Origin of the sequence: uncultured Acetobacteroides sp. (genome assembly GCF_963667355.2) — a bacterium.
Classification (GTDB): Bacteria; Bacteroidota; Bacteroidia; order Bacteroidales; family ZOR0009; genus Acetobacteroides.
In genome coordinates this window covers 2,370,852-2,386,536 of the sequence record NZ_OY763328.2, presented here as the reverse complement: position 1 = coordinate 2,386,536, position 15,685 = coordinate 2,370,852, and the positions used below count along the sequence as shown (strand labels likewise).

Here is a 15,685-nt window from a genome sequence, read left to right as displayed (position 1 = left end):
ACAAGATGACCGTACTTACCGAAAAGGAGCTAACCCTCTTTACCCCCTATAGCATTACCTCGGCCGATACCGACATGTGCGCACGCCTACGGTTGGGCGCCATGGTAAACCTGCTTATCCAGTCGGCTATTGGCTCTGCCGAGAAGTTGGGCTTTGGCTTTGGCGATCTGAGCCAGCTGCACCTCTTCTGGGTGCTCCGAAACCTTTCCCTCGAAATCTACCGCCCCGTGCGCTGGAGCGAGGAGCTGATGGTGGAAACCTGGCCAAAGAATATAGAGGGAATACTCTACCTTCGCGACTTTGTGGTACGCGACCGAAAGGGTGAGGTGGTAGCCCGCGCCACATCGGGCTGGCTGGCTGTCGATAGAACCACCAAGCGCCCCAAACGATTTAGCAGTGAGCAGCTGGAGTACTTCACCCACCTTAAGGAGAAGCATTCGCTGAGTTACAGCCCCGAGCGGCTGGCCGAGGCGGCTGGCAGCGACGAGTTCTTCGTTAAGCCCACCTTCTTCGATATCGACCTCAACCGCCATGTAACCTCCACCCGCTACATCGACTGGATGGTGGATACCCTGCCGCTCGACTTTCTGCTGGAGCGAAGCCCGGTGAAGCTCTCCATCAACTACCTCAAGGAAACCATGCTCAGCGACTCCATTAGGCTGGTGCGCTGCACCCTGGAACCTAACATTTTCGAGTTCGAGGGGATTAACGAATCGGCTGGCACCGCGGCATTCCGCGGAAGAATCGAGTACTCCTCGATTTAATGCTTTTACTTAGAACCATCCCCGCATAGCGTGAGGGGCTATTCCCTATTCACAATTTACTACAGGGGCAGATAGCGCTTTTGCCCCTCCTCGAAGTAGCAGATGCGCGAGTAGCCAACCTCCTTGAGCAAGGCCACCGCCTCGTCGAAGAATTGACCAACGTTATTGCGGTGATGGGCATCAGAGCCAAGGGTAACGTCAACGCCCAACTGGTGATACAACTCCACAATATCGCGGCGGGGATAGAACTCGTTGCAGATCTTAATCCGCCCGGCTGTATTCATCTCGAATGCCATGTTGTTGGCGAGGATCTTCTCGCCGATAGCCCTATACCTGTCGGTAAAGTCGATGTCGGTAAAGTGCCCGTACTTCTTGGGCAGGTCCAGATGCGCCACTATGTTGTACAGCTTGGTATCCACCATTTCCTCCAGCAGCTCTAGATACTTGGTGTAGGTGGCATCCACGTCTTTACCCTCCCAGTCGGCCGCATTGCTGTCGATGTTCCAGTCGCCGATGTAGTGCACGGAGCCAATGATGTAGTCCCAATGATTCTCCTCCTTCAGCCGCAGCACACGATTCTCACATCCCCTAACGTAGTCCACCTCCATTCCAAAAAGAATTTTGGCTGATGTGGTATTCGCCTTCAGGTTGGCAAAAGTGGAGCGCATCTCCTCGAATTGATCGAGGCGGGTAGTCCACGGATTATCGTGAAAGCAGAGGTGGTCGGCAATGCCGTATATGCCGATCCCTTTCGCGATGGCAGCCTCAACCATCTCGGCGTGAGTGCTACGGCCGTCGGAGAAGATAGTGTGCGAGTGAAGATCTACCAGCATATTCGTACTTTTTTTATGATGCAACCTGCCAGAGTCATCTCCGGTAGGCTGCAAGCATTATGCGCATACCTAAATCCGAAGAGAGTCCAGCTTACAAAAAAGGCAGCCGTTGAAGGCTGCCTTTTGCAAATGTATTCTTTCGATTAACCCTTAACGCGCTCTACGTAGCTGCGGGTGCGGGTGTCAATCTTAATCTTTTCGTCTTGGTTGATGAAGAGAGGAACGCGGATTTCTGCGCCTGTTTCGAGGGTTGCAGGCTTAAGTGCGTTCGATGATGCGGTGTCGCCCTTCAAACCAGGTTCGGTGTAGGTTACCACAAGCTCAACGAATGGAGGAAGTTCACAGGTAAGCACCTCTTCCTTATCGGCATGAACCATCATCTCCACATACTGACCTTCCTTCATCAGGTCGGCGTTCTCCACGATATCCTTCTCGAGGGTAATCTGCTCGAAAGTTTCGTTGTGCATGAAGTTGAATCCAACCTCATCAGCGTAAAGAAACTGGTATGGGCGACGCTCAACACGGATGATGTCGATCTTAACGCCAGCGTTAAAGGTGTTTTCAACAACACGACCGTTCTCTAGGTTTCTAAGCTTAGTTCTAACAAAAGCAGGACCTTTACCTGGTTTTACGTGCTGAAATTCTACTACGGAAAATGGCTTGCCGTTAAACTCGATGCATAGTCCGTTTTTGATATCTGCTGTAGTTGCCATAAATGGGTTTACTATTTTATTTGGTTGCAAATATAAGCCATTGATTCTAAAAAATATCGCTCTTTGCTATAGCCCAAGCGAATTTTTTTTAGATTTTGTTACCACAAAGTCTTTTAGGTAAAATGGTTCGAAGTAGGCGACGTCTACAAAGTTGCCGCTATCGAACAGCTGATGGGCAATGGGAACCATATTAGCAGCCGTATGGGCAACATCTATAAATTTTGCATTAGGTTGGTTGATGACCTCTGCGCATTTCTGGGCACCATTGCCAAAGAAGTAAACGATGTTGCTTGCCAGATCATTTCTGAACGAACTCTCGTCGATGATTGCTGCCTCTACAGCTGTTTTGGGACTACCGTCGCCATTGTAAAGTGCCGTATACACCTCCATCCGGCGGGCATCTATCATTGGGCAGAAAAGTATATTCCCGTTACCTTCAACTTGCCTTAAGGCACCATGAGTCAACGCCTGAAGGCTGCTAACGGCAATCATGGGGATCTTTGCTCCGAAACATATTCCTTTTGCGGTAGATACGCCAATCCGAAGTCCGGTGTAAGATCCAGGACCTTCGCTTACGGCAACTGCCGAAAGATCTTTCGTTGTAAGGTTGTTCTTTTTTAGAAGTTCGTCGATGAATACGGCGAGCTGACGAGCGTGCGCTTGAGGTTCTGCGCTTTCGCGGATGTCGACGATCTGGGAGTTGTTAGAAAGGGAAACGGAGCAAACCTCCGTTCCCGTTTCTATACATAGTATAATGCTCATGGTATTGTTCAGTATCTTCGAGCGCCTTTCGGTGCGCTTTCGGCTGCGAAGATACTTAAAACTTGATGGCTATTCAAACACCTTATCTGGCGGCACTACTTCCACCTTGGTACCATCTTTCAGCTTGCGCGATATGGCGCTAAATGGGGCAACGACTACCTCGTCCTTCTTGGTTAGCCCGCTTAGAATTTGGATGTAGGTGTTGTCCTGAATTCCAGTTTTCACCTTTACCCGTTTTACGTTCTTCTCTTTTGAATTGTACACATAAACAACCTCTTCTCCACCGGCACGGTCTAGTACGCTATCGTCATCAATAGGCTTCACCTCTTCGTCGGCTTTCTCCTCGCTTTTCTTAGCCTTATTCGCTTTTGCAATCTTTTTGGTGGTGTCGATGTAGTTGGTTACAGCTTGAATTGGTATGGTAAGCGCCTTGTTAATGCTGTTTGTTTGAATCTCTACCGATGCCGACATGCCGGGACGGAATGGGCTTGCCATCCCGGGCTTGATGATGCTCTTGTAGGAATCTTCGAGCAGTAGCACGCGCACCTCGAAGTTGATAACTTGGTCGGTGCTGGTTGCCGATGAGGTTGCCGAGTTGGCAATCTGCGTTACAATACCCTTAAACTTATGCCCTAGGTAGGCATCAACCTCAACAAGGGCTGTATCGTTGAGCTTAACCTTCACAATATCGTTCTCGTTAACATCGGCGTACACCTCCATCTGATTAAGGTTGGCAATGCGCATAACTTCGGTTCCTGCCATCTGCATGGTTCCAACAACGCGCTCGCCAAGCTCTACGTTCAACTTCGAAACAATGCCATCCATAGGGGCGTAAACCGTAGTCTTCGATAGGCTTTCATTGGTCTCCTTCAGCGAAGCTTGAGCGCTTTGGTAGTCGTACTGTGCAGCCTGTAGGCTATTCTTAGATGAGTTGTAAGAAGCTTCAAAAGCTTCGAACTCTGCCTTCGAGATTACCTTTTGGTCGTACAGCGTTTTATTTCTGCGGTATGCCTGCTCATCCTTTTGTAGCTGCACTTGCGCCTGGCTGATGCGGGTTTTGGAGGAGTTTAATGCGGCATTTGCCCTGTCGCGTTGCGAGAGGTACACATCGGGCTTTACCTTAAAGAGCAGGTCTCCACGCTTCACGCGCTGTCCTTCCTTTACGGGCAACTCAACAATTTCGCCCGACACATCAGAGCTGATCTTAACTTCGGTAACAGGCTGTATCTTGCCGTTTGCCGAAACGTACTCCACAATGCGGCGATCGGAGGGCTTCTCTACGGCAACCTTTTGCAGCTCACTTTTGCCAAACCATCCAGCTCTTTTACCGACTATAAGGAAAACAATTAGGACAACAACCCCAATTATGATGTATCTGGTTAGCTTTTTCTTCTTCATAGCTTATAGTTTTATGGGTACTCCTTTGTAGAAATCGAGGATTTTGGTTTTGAAGATGAACTGGTACTTTGCCTGCAAGAGCTCCGATTCCGATTTCGACAGATTGTTTTTTGCCGTGTTGTAGTCGAGCGAGTTGGCAGCACCTACGTTGAACTTCTTATCGATGTTATTGAACGATTCGGCTAGTGCTTCACTAGCTTTTTGGGTGGCGGCATACTTCTTTAGCGCGCCAACAGCATCGGCATGTGCCTGGGAGATCTCCTTGTAGAGCGTGTTCTTTCGCTGTTGAAGATCGAGCTGGGCTAAGCTGTAGCCTATACGGGCATTGCTAATGGAAAACTTCGTACGCATGCTGTTGAATATGGGGATTCGAAGGCTTAAGTTGATATTGGTGCTCTGATTCTTGTTCAGCTGATCAGAAATGGACTGTTTGCCAACGATGGGTGCCCCTGTTATGGGATCTTGCCCGAGAACTGTATTCTTCGGTGAAAAATAGTTCGATCCGTACTGGGCCGATAGAATAAAGCTGGGATAGTAGGCGCTTCGTGCAATCATTATTCCCTTTTCGGCACTTTGAAGCTTTACCTCGGATGATTTAATCTGGGGTAAATTCTGCGAAATTTCGAAGAGCTGGTTAGGATTACTTAGCACATACTGATCATTTACATTCATCTTGGTAGGATGCTCAACCTTAAATGGAGTATCGGCAGAAAGTTCGAGCAGCTGCTTAAGCGTAAGGTATGCAATGACCAGCTGATTTTGAGCATTAACAAGTGTAACCTCCTCCTGGGCTTGCTGCGAACGAATATCAAGCAGGCTACTCTGCGATAGGTTGCCCGCATCTACCAGCTTTTGGGTCCGTTCAACTTGCATTTTGGTGAGTTCTACCTGCTTTTCGGAGTTGGAGACGACCTCCTCGCTAAAGAGAACCTGAAGGTAGGCTGCCGCAATGTTGAGCGATATATCGTTTTTGGTTCGTTCAACTTCAAGAAGGGAAGACTGCAGATCCAGCTTGTTCTTCGAGATGGTGTTTCTTGTATTAAAACCTCCAAATAGGGTAACCTGGCTACCAAAACCAAGGCTTCCACTCCAGGCTGTTTTGTCGATATAGGTGTAGTTGGTGTTGTCAAGCGATCGTCCAAAGCTAACCGATTGGCTCCCGTTTGCCGAAAGCGTAGGTGTTTGGCTCCATTGAGCCTGCTTAACCGCATTCTCGGAGATGGCAACGTTAAGCTCCTGCTGCTTTATGGTGATGTTGTTGCTAATGGCATACTGGATGCACCGTTCTAGCCCCCAAGGTTCCTGGGCTTGTGCACCTACGGAGCCGATGAGTAGAAGTGTGAGTATGCTAAAGGGTCTTAGCTTCATAGATATATTTGATGTAGTTTGTTTTATGAGCATTCCTACGCAAGTTAGCTAAAAGTAGGAATTGGTTTGGCAAAACCTACAAATAAATGTAGATGTTCGCGTAAAACAACAGCCAGCACATCTTGTATGAACAGATTGGGCTGGCTGTTTTGCTATAGTACGAAAGGATTTCTAACTCCGTTTTACGATGGCTACTATTCCATCCATCTTTAGAATGGTAACCAGCGTATCCTTTTCAATAGGTTTCCCATCGATGCTTACGGCATCCCACTCGGTTCCACGGTAGAAAATCTTACCTCGACCGTTTTCGGGAATGTCATGGATCAGGTTAACCTTATCGCCAACAAACTCGGTGTAATCCATGCCTCCTTTGGCTTGCGAGAACTTTCGTTTGAGCAGCTTGCGGAGAAAAATCAGAAAGAGCACCGAACTTACGCTAAAGGTTACAATCTGCAGCGCGATAGTTGGAAGTACGCCCAAATAGGTGAGCAGAGCGGTTAGCAGAGCGCCCATCGCAATAAAGAACGCGAAGAACGATAGGCTGAACATCTCTATCACCAGCATTATAAAGCCGATGATAAGCCAAAGTTGGGAATCGCTTATTGCCTCCATAACTTCTACTTGACAGGTGTTGGATTACTTGGCGCTTGAGGGTACTGCTGCTTCACAACGGTAAGGGCGCTGGATACGATAGATGCCATATCGCCGAAGTTGGCAGGAAGAATAAGGGTATTGTTTGTTTTAGCAAGCTTGCCAAACTGCTCAACCAGCTGCTCGGCAACGCGGAGCTGAATGGCCTCGAATCCTCCTTCGTTCTTGATAGATGATGCCACCGCTTTAATACCATCGGCAGTAGCCACCGCTACGGCACGAATTGCTTCGGCTTGTCCTTCGGCTGTATTGATCTGCTGTAGTTTAACACCTTCCGATTCGAGAACTACCTTCTGCTTTTGACCTTCAGCAATGTTGATAGCCGATTGCTTTTCTCCTTCCGACTGAAGGATGCGGGCACGCTTTTCGCGTTCGGCCTGCATCTGCTTCTCCATGGCATGAAGAACCGATTGTGGAGGGGTGATATTCTTAATTTCGTAGCGAAGCACCTTTACACCCCAGTGCTGCGATGCCTCATCGATAGCCTCAACAACCGCGCGGTTGATGGTGGTACGCTCTTCGAAGGTGCGGTCGAGCTCGATCTTACCCATCTCGCTACGCATGGTAGTTTGCGAGAGCTGGCTTACGGCGAATACGTAATTGCTGATTCCGTAGGCCGCTTTTTGCGCATCAATTACCTGAAGAAATACCACACCATCGACAATAACCTGTACGTTATCGCGGGTGATACACACCTGCTCGGGGATATCAAAGGCTTGCTCCTTTAGGCTGTACTTATAGGCAACCTTGTCGAAGAAGGGGATTACGAAGTTGATACCCGGCTTAAGAACTTCATGGAACTTCCCGAAACGCTCGATGATGTATGCCGATTGTTGAGGAACAACCTTTATCGTCATCAAAACTAGAAGTAGCGCGAATGCTACAAGGGCAATTAATGCCCCAGAACCCATACCAATCATAATTTTCTACATTAATGAATAATAAACAATAGGACTTATTTAGGCTCTAAATTTAGTATTTAAGTTGATATGGCAGATATCCTCTGTTAATATTCTTTTCAATTAATAAAACTACAGCATTACATGGGGCTTTCGCTCCGTTGATACCTCTTTGCTACTGCTCACCTCATGTACAAAGCCTTCGTCGGAGTTCGGTTGGAGGCATTGTACCATGTGCAAGGGCTTAAACCGAACTCCGTTGGCCGTTTTGTACATGCTACAAGACCCTCGGTCTATGCTTCTAGCACGTTGTGCAGGACGGTTGGCATTCGGAAGTAAAACTTTGGGGATTCTATCAGAACTACTGCTTGAACTTGTAATCGCGATGCCGCTACCGAACCCGGACATCTATGTAGCTCGTATTTCGGCATGGATTTTTGCCATCGAATAGAATGCTATCAACAAAGTCCAAGCATTTGGCGACGTTGCTCTTCGATTTAATGGCGCCATCGCCGTGCGATGCACCTTTATATAGAACCAGTTTGGCTGTTTCTTTACCGGTTACTTCGTTAACCCGCTTCTGCATATTTACCGATTGCTGGTAGGGTACTATCTGATCATTGGTGCCATGCACTAAAAGGATGGGCGGGAAACGAGGTGTTACCAGCTGGATGGGGCTGGCATCATGCGTTCTTGCCTTGTTTGCATGGACATCGAAGCCCATGATCTTGTTAGCTGGGATGGTTCCTTGATCGCCTAACGCGCTTACATCAGCAATTCCATACCACGATACCACACCTTGTACCGCACTCGATGCATCCCTATTTCCCATCGACAAATCTTCGAAAGCGGGCAGGTTGTTGGTTGCTGCCAGCATCTCGACAATATGACCGCCGGCAGATGCTCCCCACGCTACAAGCTTTCTAGTGTCGAGGTGATACTTACCTGCATTGGCACGGATAAAGCGGATGGCTGCTTTTGCATCGTACAGCGGCTTGGGCCACTTTACCTCATCCGATAGGCGGTAGTTTACTGATACAACTGCATAGCCCTGTGTGGTGGCCTGAAAAATGGATGCTATTGTTTCGGATTGCTTATCGCCGCTCATCCATCCACCGCCGTGGAACAGAATAATGGTTTTGTAAGGTGGGTTGCCCATACTGGGATAGGCTATATCGAGCGTTTGACGGGAGTTCCTATTTCCTGTATAAAGAATATTGAGCGCTGTTTTTGAGAACTGCGACATGTCGACATTACGTTCTTTACTGGAGGTGCTATTTAAAGAAGATTCCCCTAAGGTTGCCTTTTCGATTCTCGAAGAATCGGATACTCTTGGTTTACCTGAATCTCGACATGCATAAAGTGCTGCTGCTAGCATTACAAATAGTACAGCCTGCTTAACGGTAGTCTTGGTTTTCATAACCGAACTGATTAGGTTTAGCATTTTCGCCCAAGACTTATTTACGTTACCTAACCTTCCAAAGTTCTTTGAAGGCTACAAGTTTAATGTTAGGTAAGTGAAACCGTCATAAATACTATGTTCTTAGGTTAGGGCTCGGCATCCCGTATAACAGATCATTCTGCATTCACTTTCTTAGTGCTGCGGAACGGATACTCAGGGTTACACGAAAGGTTTTGCTGTGCCGGAGTGCTTCTGCTGCCGTATTGTGCTGCTCTATGTTCTTCCCCCATCTATTAGGGAACACAGATGCATGTCAACATAACGATGTAACCATCTTTTCAAGCTATTTATTACTTCCAGGAGGAAGTTGGACAGAGTAACGGCTTACCTACAGAATTAGATGACCAACCGTTGCTCCTACTTCCTCAATCAGTTCCTGAGTATTGAGGTACAGCTGCAATCCTCGCTTCCCTGCGCTCACATATATCCGATCGAAATCGTTACAGGTTTCGTGAATGTAGGTGGGGAAATGCTTTTTCATGCCTATGGGCGAGCATGCTCCACGAATGTATCCGGTTGTTGGGAGAAGCTCCTTCATTGGGATCATCTCGCACTTCTTATTCCCCGAAATCTTTGCGGCCTTCTTCAGGTCGAGCTCTTCGGCTCCGGGAATCACGCAAACGAAGTAGCCCGACTTATCGCCTTTCAGCACCAATGTCTTAAAGACTCGCTCAACCGGCTCTTTCAGCTGCTCGGCAACGTGAATGGCGCTTAGATCGCTTTCGTCAACCTCGTAGGGGATTAGCTCGTAGCGGATCTTTGCCTTGTCGAGTAGCCTTGCCGCGTTTGTTTTATCAATAGCCATGGTGCTGATTTAATTTTCGGCAAAAATAGGAGTAATTGTACTTAAGCGTTACCTACTGGTACATTATATATATAGGTTTTGGCTTTAGCTTCATCAGCTCCGGAGGGGTTAGCAGGCGGTGGGGCGCCTTCTTCAAGTCGTTTTTGTAGAAAAGCTTGAATCCGGCAAACTGTACGGGCTCCTTGTACACATACTGCTTGTAGGTATTCTTCTTTAGCACGGGTTCTCCCCAGCCATCCATGTTCATTACGACTTGCACCTCGGGCCGCAGTTTGATGTCGCGGTATCTTCGGACCATTCCTTGGGTAAACCGATGGACAACCAGAATCTTTGGAGGGATGTTGTTCGCCTTTACCAGCTTGGCCAGGTACTCCGAGCAGAAGTTAACGTCATCGGCATCCATGGTGCCTATCTTATGGCCGGGGATGCTACCCGTTTTCATCGAGAATTCGGGATCGATGCCTAGGTGAACGTGCGGCATCTTCAGGTATTTCTCCAGCAGGGGAACTTCCTCCTGAACGCTACTCTTCCCGACCTGTATGTCTAGGAATACGATGGCATTCCCCATCTTGGCGATGGCCAATGCCGAATCGATCTGCCTGCGGGGCATGCGCATACGGTATTTGCCATCTTTCTGAGGAATTCCCTGGGCCACGACCGCGATATAGTGGATGGCGGGCTGCACGGGAGTGGTGGGGTCGGCCTCTTCCCAGGCTTTGACCTCGATATTTAGCCTTCGCCAGAGTTCCTTGGGGGGATACTCGCCGAGAATGCCCATTCGCTTGGAGTAGATGTTGCCGTAGTAGGCAATAATTCGCTTATGGGGAAGGATTGCCCCCTTTAGTGGGGCAGGATTATTCTTAATGGGCCAAAAACCTAGCGTGTCGCCATTGGCAAGGGCCGTTAGCTTTTCGGTATCCGAAGGTGTGCTGGCTGGAGCCGTACTTGCGGCCTGCTTATCCGTCGATGATGCCTGAGGTTTGCTCTTTTCAGAGCTAGATTCGCTCTTTTGAACGCATCCGTAGGTTGCAGCAGTAAGCGCAAGCGCTAAAATAGTAATGTGTCTGTTACTCATAAGATGAATTTAGAGAGACTGTAACGAAGGAGCTCTACGCTTTTATTGAGGCTGCCTTGCTTGTGTTGGTACTAGTTTGTTTGTTTGAATGTTTGGCGCATTTGCCGGAGCAAACGCTGAGGCGAACACTCGGGAGCAATAATCCTCCGTACGGATTGTAGCGGCAGTAGGGTGTCGCGCTTTGATATTAGCGTAAAAGAGAGCTTGAAGTAGCGGCTTAGCACCTCTGCGCTATGATGGTTATACACTCCGTTGGGGTAGGCCCAGTACTCTACCGGAATACCGGCTACCTTTTCGAGCACATCTTTTGGTTTCGCGACCTGCTTTTGCCAGTCGGACTCCTCCTTGTACTTGGTTGCCATCGTATGATCCCAGCTGTGCAGCCCTATGGTGTGCCCGCGCTTTGCGAGCTGCGCTATCTGAGCCTTTGTCATGTAGTTCTTCTTGTTGTAGGTGATGGTCATGATAAAGAAGACGCCCCTAAACCCGTACCTCTCCAGTATGGGAGCGGCAACGGCAGTGTGCTCCTCCCTCGAATCATCAAAGGTTATCATAACCGGCTTCTGGGGGAGCGGACTGTTGTACACCAGGTAGGCGTACAGCTGTGCGGGCGATATGGAGTGATATCCGCTATCGGCAAGGGCCTTTACGTGCGCCTCGAAAGTGGCTACGGCAACGGTATAGTCTCCTTTACGGTTGTCGGCAATTCGATGGTAGCAGAGGACGGGCACCTCGGGCTTGGAAAGGATCTGTGCAGCGCTGTTTTTGTGCTGATTGGTAGCAGAACTCTTATGAGATGTAGCGGCGGCGGTGCTTCGGCCTGCGGCTACGGCTTGCTGCTGTCGGTGCGCATCGCAGCCGATGCAGCATGCAGCTATTCCTAGCAGTACTACTCCTATGGTTGTAAGGCGTACGTTCATTTCTATTCCCTTTATGGTTAAGCAAAAGGCGCTATGCCCCTTGCGTTGTGGTAATTGTTCCATCATATCCAACAGCAGCTCTAGGGCGGGTGAATGCTACTAGGCTTCGGCAATGTTCCCCCTAAAATTGCCTGCTGCAAGATAATCTTTTCGTTTAATCAAAAAAGTAGGGTTGGCTGTTAAACTAGGAATTTGCAGTATAGCATAACCTTTTTCGAACAGCCCCCGCTCTGCAATGGCTTTCCCCTGCTCTACAATGGCTTTCCCTTCTTCTGTAATGTCTTTCCCCTCTTCTGTAATGCCTTCCCCCGCTCTGCAATGGGTTTCCCCAGCTCTGTAACGGCTTCCCCCTGTTCTGCAATGGCTTCCCCCTGTTCTGCAATGGGTTCCCCCTCCTCTGTAACGGCTTCCCCCTGCTCTGCAACGGCTTTCCCTACTTCTGCAATGGGTTTCCCCCGCTCTGCAACGGCTTCCCCCTGTTCTGTAACGGCTTTCCCCCGTTCTGCAACGCCTTTCCCCTCTTCTGCAACGCCTTTCCCCCGCTCTGCAATGCCTTTCCCCTATTCGGCAACGGCTTTTTCCAACCTTTCGTGGTGTTAATTCAATGTATATAAAAATAATTAGCAAATATTTTGCAAAACACTTGAAAATACGCTTGCAATTCCCGAACTTTACTTTCGAGAGTAAAATTTATTAGGCAACAATTAAGTATTAAGCAAAAGTAGGACAAATGAAAACAGCTTATTTACCATTTTCGCGCATGTACCTGCAGGTGCATTCCTTTTTGAACAACAGTAGCACACTAATGGACTTTCCGATTATGAAAACGATGGTCCCAAAGATGGAGGTGCACGGATCTACCCTCGAAAAGCTGGTGGGTGTTGTGACCTTCTCGGCAGCCGACGATCCTCAGGTGTACATTGATATCGTTAACACAAAGGGGTACCAGCTCGGCAAATGCCTGGAGGACATTGCCACCCAGAAGGGGGACACTGCCATGGTAAAGCGCATACATCTCTCCTACTCCGACTTAATCCGGAAGAGTACCTCCAATAAGATACAAAGTGCAAGCAGCATCCTCAACGAGGCGAAGGCTTGCCTTACCGATTTGGCCAACTACAAGGTGGATAAGGCCGATGTTGACAGCTTTGAGGCTGCCATCGTGAAGCTGGTAGAGATAAACACCAACAACGCCAAGCAGGCCGCAGAGCGCCGCATCAAGCAGCTGCAGGCGGCCGATGCCGTAAAGGTGTGCAAGGAGGATCTCCAGCGATGCGACAGCTTTATCGAAACGGTAAGGCTGAAGCACCCGGATATCTACAAGGCCTACTACGAGCAGCGCAAGGAAAAGGATAACCCCGCCATCTACTCGCGCATTCGGGTTGTAGATGCCGATACAAAGCAGCCTGTGCTAAACGCCCTGGTTACGGTAATCTCTACCACCCGAACAAAGAACGGCGAGCGGCTGGTGGTGCTCAAGCGCCGCACCGGGAAAACCGGCGAGCTGCGCATTAGCAACGCCGAGAAGGATATATTTATGGTTACCGCCGAAAAGCTGGGCTGCACGGAGAACAGCAGCAAGCTGGTAATTGCCGATAGCCGCCCGGTTGTGCTGGAGATTTCGCTGAAGAAGCTAAATATCAACTAGAACTCTTTGGTTAGGTTTTTTGTGGTTAATAGGGCTTGGTTAATGGTTGCCGCTTACCCCTTCGGGGGTGGCGGCTTTTTTTATCCGTAAGCAATATTTTTTACCAAATATTAAAATAAATGGGTTTGGGAGTATTACGGTACTAAAAAAATAGTACATTGCCCAATATCTTATAATCGTAGACCTTTAGAATCTTATTTGCTGTTACTCGTTTTTCGCTTGCTGCCCGTTCGGGGCGAAGGTTTACAGGTTGTAGGGTAGAAAGTTAATAACAGGAGACGCCTGCTATACTCCGTATTAGCATAAGGTCTATTGTTCAACAGTAATACCTATATCCCATGAAAAGACTAGCCATTCTGTTTTTGCTAATTGTCACCTTGGGCGCATTCGCCCAAACCGACACCAAGAAGCTCACCCTCGTAAAGGCGCAGTGGCCCATAAAGGGGGCGAATCCCGGCGAGGGCATCATTGGTAAGCCGGGGCAGTACATTAAGGGCGAAAGCAACTACGACAATCTCTTTATCGAGGCCAAGGAGGGCGACGCCGTGGTGGCTCCCGAAGGTGGAACCATAATGAACATTTCCTACATCTATCGAGAATCGTTGACCTATATGACGGGCACTAAGGTTGCGCTCGATAGCGGGACTGCCGCTGAGGATAAGCAGGCAAGGGAAGCCGTTGCGGCTAATCTGAAGAAGCATAACCGATCGCTTAAGGGCGATGTTGCCAAGTTTGTATCCCAGAGCATCGGAATTAGAACCGCATCGGGTGCGATTTACTGGATATCGGGGCTCCATCCCACAAAGCTATTCAAAACTGGCGATAAGGTATCGAAGGGCGACCAGATTGGCAGCGTTGGCTACGCCTACTCGGCCTTCGACAAGCCGCACATCAGCATCTCGCGCTCCATCGACTCGAAGCCGGCCGACCCCATGGGCGTTTTTGGCATTCCTACCTCGTTTGTAAAGGCAAAGCCAAAGACGTTCGACTTTTTGACCTACAGGCATCCGGTTGACTCGCTCAAGAAGGACTTCAGCATCTTCCGGAAATCCTTGGAGCAGGTGCATCCAGGGCTTTACGACTACACCTCGAAGGCGCAGATGGATAGCCTCTTCAATTCCATCGCCTCGAAGCTGAACACCCCCATGACTAGTAGAGATTTTATGATGCTCCTGAAGGAGATAACCGCAAAAATCAGGGATAGCCATACCTTCATTAGCGGAATAAATCCTCAGAGCATAAAGTTCTTACCTCCTGTTATGCTTGCCTACGACGGTAAAGGGATTGTGGTTACCGGTTCATCCGTAGCAGACAGGTGTAAAGTCGGCGAAAGAATAGCTGAGGTCAATGGCATTAGCTCGGCAACGCTGATTGAGCAAATGAAAAAGTCTGTAACAGGTGACGAGGGCTATAATACCCTACACACAGAACGATACCTGATGGAATACCTAACGCAACGGCTTTTTATAATGGGGCTATACGAAAAGGGAGGCTTCTTAAACCTAAAAACCGAGAGCGGGAAGCTCCTTGCCATACCATGCAAGGGGGTGAAGAAGACTTCTCGGGTAAAGATGAATAGCTGGGCTCCCGATTCGGTAGGCTTTACAGCTAGGATCATTAAACCCAACCTAGCCTGCCTTGATATCAACACCTTCCAGCTAAATCAGGTGGAGGAGGATTCCATTGCCAGCTTTGTAGCACGAATCGAGCGGCTTGGCGTAAAGAATCTTATTGTTGATGTCAGGGATAATGGGGGCGGAGAGATAAACGTTGGAACAAAAATCATCTCCTACTTCATTGATAAGCCTCTGAATACCTTTAGCTATCGAATGGTGAAGAGCAACACCACCTATCCCATACTTAAGTACTCGGATAGCTGGTTGGGAAGCCAAGTGATATTCCCCGAGTTTAAGGCGGTAGCGGGTAAGGACGGCTTCTACAGCTATGGAGAGGACTCTACCTACGTGCGCACGATTGTTCCCAACGAGAAGATTCACTTTAGCGGTCGCATATTTCTTTTAGCCAACGAGTACTCCCGTTCCATGGCCTCCGATTTTGCAAGCGCCCTTGTGGGGCAGGCTAGCTGTACGATTGTTGGCCGCGAAACCGGCAGCAGCTACTACCAGATGAACGCCGAGAAGTTTGCCGACATGCTGCTATTCACAACCAACATAAAGCTGCACATCCCCATGGTAAAATGCGTATTCCGCGATACCCCCAACCCACGAATCCCCTACGGCCACGGCGTAATCCCCGACTACAACGTTCCCCTCACCCTCAACGAGCTAACCCAGCCCAAGGATGTAATCCTCGACAGGGCAATGGAGGTAATTGAGGGAAAGGCGACAGCAAAGGAGTAGCTGGTTGCTGATATATTCCCCATTTTC

14 protein-coding genes are annotated in these 15,685 nt (G+C 48.9%); 3 read left to right on the top strand and 11 right to left on the bottom strand.

Translation table 11 applies throughout. The annotated features are described in order from the left end of the window. Positions 1–5: 5 nt before the first annotated feature. On the top strand, positions 6–764 hold the full coding sequence (locus tag ACHZA1_RS09855) for an acyl-ACP thioesterase domain-containing protein (protein WP_320051708.1): 759 nt from the start codon (positions 6–8) through the stop codon (positions 762–764). A 59-nt stretch (positions 765–823) separates the two neighbouring features. Here the strand turns inward: ACHZA1_RS09855 and ACHZA1_RS09850 are convergent, their stop codons facing one another. From ACHZA1_RS09850 to ACHZA1_RS09800, 11 genes are all read right to left on the bottom strand, one after another. Continuing rightward, on the bottom strand, positions 824–1,597 hold the full coding sequence (locus ACHZA1_RS09850) for a histidinol-phosphatase (protein ID WP_320051707.1): 774 nt from the start codon (positions 1,595–1,597) through the stop codon (positions 824–826). A 143-nt stretch (positions 1,598–1,740) separates the two neighbouring features. After that, positions 1,741–2,310 (bottom strand): elongation factor P, encoded by a 570-nt coding sequence (gene efp / locus ACHZA1_RS09845; RefSeq protein WP_320051706.1) that lies wholly within the window; start codon positions 2,308–2,310, stop codon positions 1,741–1,743. A gap of 66 nt (positions 2,311–2,376) precedes the next feature. Then, the gene (gene tsaB / locus ACHZA1_RS09840) at positions 2,377–3,072 is read right to left on the bottom strand and encodes a tRNA (adenosine(37)-N6)-threonylcarbamoyltransferase complex dimerization subunit type 1 TsaB (protein WP_320051705.1); all 696 of its coding nucleotides are present in this window, start codon (positions 3,070–3,072) and stop codon (positions 2,377–2,379) included. A gap of 69 nt (positions 3,073–3,141) precedes the next feature. Beyond that, complete coding sequence (locus tag ACHZA1_RS09835; protein ID WP_320051704.1) at positions 3,142–4,470, bottom strand: efflux RND transporter periplasmic adaptor subunit; 1,329 nt, start codon at positions 4,468–4,470, stop codon at positions 3,142–3,144. Between the two features lie 3 nt (positions 4,471–4,473). Beyond that, positions 4,474–5,838: a TolC family protein gene (locus tag ACHZA1_RS09830; protein ID WP_320051703.1), complete on the bottom strand. Its 1,365-nt coding sequence runs from the start codon at positions 5,836–5,838 to the stop codon at positions 4,474–4,476. Between the two features lie 171 nt (positions 5,839–6,009). Beyond that, positions 6,010–6,450, bottom strand: coding sequence for an NfeD family protein (locus ACHZA1_RS09825; protein WP_320051702.1), 441 nt, complete (start codon positions 6,448–6,450; stop codon positions 6,010–6,012). 5 nt (positions 6,451–6,455) lie between these two features. Continuing rightward, positions 6,456–7,400 carry a stomatin-like protein gene (locus tag ACHZA1_RS09820; protein WP_320051701.1) on the bottom strand — a complete coding sequence of 315 codons (945 nt, stop codon included), beginning with the start codon at positions 7,398–7,400 and terminating at the stop codon, positions 6,456–6,458. A 379-nt stretch (positions 7,401–7,779) separates the two neighbouring features. Further along, positions 7,780–8,808 carry an alpha/beta hydrolase gene (locus ACHZA1_RS09815; RefSeq protein WP_320051700.1) on the bottom strand — a complete coding sequence of 343 codons (1,029 nt, stop codon included), beginning with the start codon at positions 8,806–8,808 and terminating at the stop codon, positions 7,780–7,782. Positions 8,809–9,178: 370 nt separating this feature from the next. Then, the gene (gene ybaK, locus ACHZA1_RS09810) at positions 9,179–9,655 is read right to left on the bottom strand and encodes a Cys-tRNA(Pro) deacylase (RefSeq protein WP_320051699.1); all 477 of its coding nucleotides are present in this window, start codon (positions 9,653–9,655) and stop codon (positions 9,179–9,181) included. A 52-nt stretch (positions 9,656–9,707) separates the two neighbouring features. Then, complete coding sequence (locus ACHZA1_RS09805) at positions 9,708–10,730, bottom strand: hypothetical protein (protein WP_320051698.1); 1,023 nt, start codon at positions 10,728–10,730, stop codon at positions 9,708–9,710. Positions 10,731–10,801: 71 nt separating this feature from the next. Beyond that, positions 10,802–11,650: a polysaccharide deacetylase family protein gene (locus ACHZA1_RS09800; protein WP_320051697.1), complete on the bottom strand. Its 849-nt coding sequence runs from the start codon at positions 11,648–11,650 to the stop codon at positions 10,802–10,804. A gap of 730 nt (positions 11,651–12,380) precedes the next feature. Between ACHZA1_RS09800 and ACHZA1_RS09795 the strand changes: the two genes are divergently transcribed. Next, positions 12,381–13,298, top strand: coding sequence for a hypothetical protein (locus tag ACHZA1_RS09795; RefSeq protein ID WP_320051696.1), 918 nt, complete (start codon positions 12,381–12,383; stop codon positions 13,296–13,298). Between the two features lie 338 nt (positions 13,299–13,636). Then, a complete protein-coding gene (locus tag ACHZA1_RS09790) occupies positions 13,637–15,658 on the top strand; it encodes a S41 family peptidase (protein ID WP_320051695.1) in 2,022 nt (673 codons plus the stop codon). Positions 15,659–15,685: the final 27 nt, after the last annotated feature.

Excerpts from the sequence above, each read along its gene's own strand:
- ACHZA1_RS09855 (WP_320051708.1), top strand. The coding sequence starts at position 6 with ATGACCGTACTTACCGAAAAGGAGCTAACCCTCTTTACCCCCTATAGC.
- ACHZA1_RS09850 (WP_320051707.1), bottom strand. The coding sequence starts at position 1,597 with ATGCTGGTAGATCTTCACTCGCACACTATCTTCTCCGACGGCCGTAGC.
- efp (WP_320051706.1), bottom strand. The coding sequence starts at position 2,310 with ATGGCAACTACAGCAGATATCAAAAACGGACTATGCATCGAGTTTAAC.
- tsaB (WP_320051705.1), bottom strand. The coding sequence starts at position 3,072 with ATGAGCATTATACTATGTATAGAAACGGGAACGGAGGTTTGCTCCGTT.
- ACHZA1_RS09835 (WP_320051704.1), bottom strand. The coding sequence starts at position 4,470 with ATGAAGAAGAAAAAGCTAACCAGATACATCATAATTGGGGTTGTTGTC.
- ACHZA1_RS09830 (WP_320051703.1), bottom strand. The coding sequence starts at position 5,838 with ATGAAGCTAAGACCCTTTAGCATACTCACACTTCTACTCATCGGCTCC.
- ACHZA1_RS09825 (WP_320051702.1), bottom strand. The coding sequence starts at position 6,450 with ATGGAGGCAATAAGCGATTCCCAACTTTGGCTTATCATCGGCTTTATA.
- ACHZA1_RS09820 (WP_320051701.1), bottom strand. The coding sequence starts at position 7,400 with ATGGGTTCTGGGGCATTAATTGCCCTTGTAGCATTCGCGCTACTTCTA.
- ACHZA1_RS09815 (WP_320051700.1), bottom strand. The coding sequence starts at position 8,808 with ATGAAAACCAAGACTACCGTTAAGCAGGCTGTACTATTTGTAATGCTA.
- ybaK (WP_320051699.1), bottom strand. The coding sequence starts at position 9,655 with ATGGCTATTGATAAAACAAACGCGGCAAGGCTACTCGACAAGGCAAAG.
- ACHZA1_RS09805 (WP_320051698.1), bottom strand. The coding sequence starts at position 10,730 with ATGAGTAACAGACACATTACTATTTTAGCGCTTGCGCTTACTGCTGCA.
- ACHZA1_RS09800 (WP_320051697.1), bottom strand. The coding sequence starts at position 11,650 with ATGAACGTACGCCTTACAACCATAGGAGTAGTACTGCTAGGAATAGCT.
- ACHZA1_RS09795 (WP_320051696.1), top strand. The coding sequence starts at position 12,381 with ATGAAAACAGCTTATTTACCATTTTCGCGCATGTACCTGCAGGTGCAT.
- ACHZA1_RS09790 (WP_320051695.1), top strand. The coding sequence starts at position 13,637 with ATGAAAAGACTAGCCATTCTGTTTTTGCTAATTGTCACCTTGGGCGCA.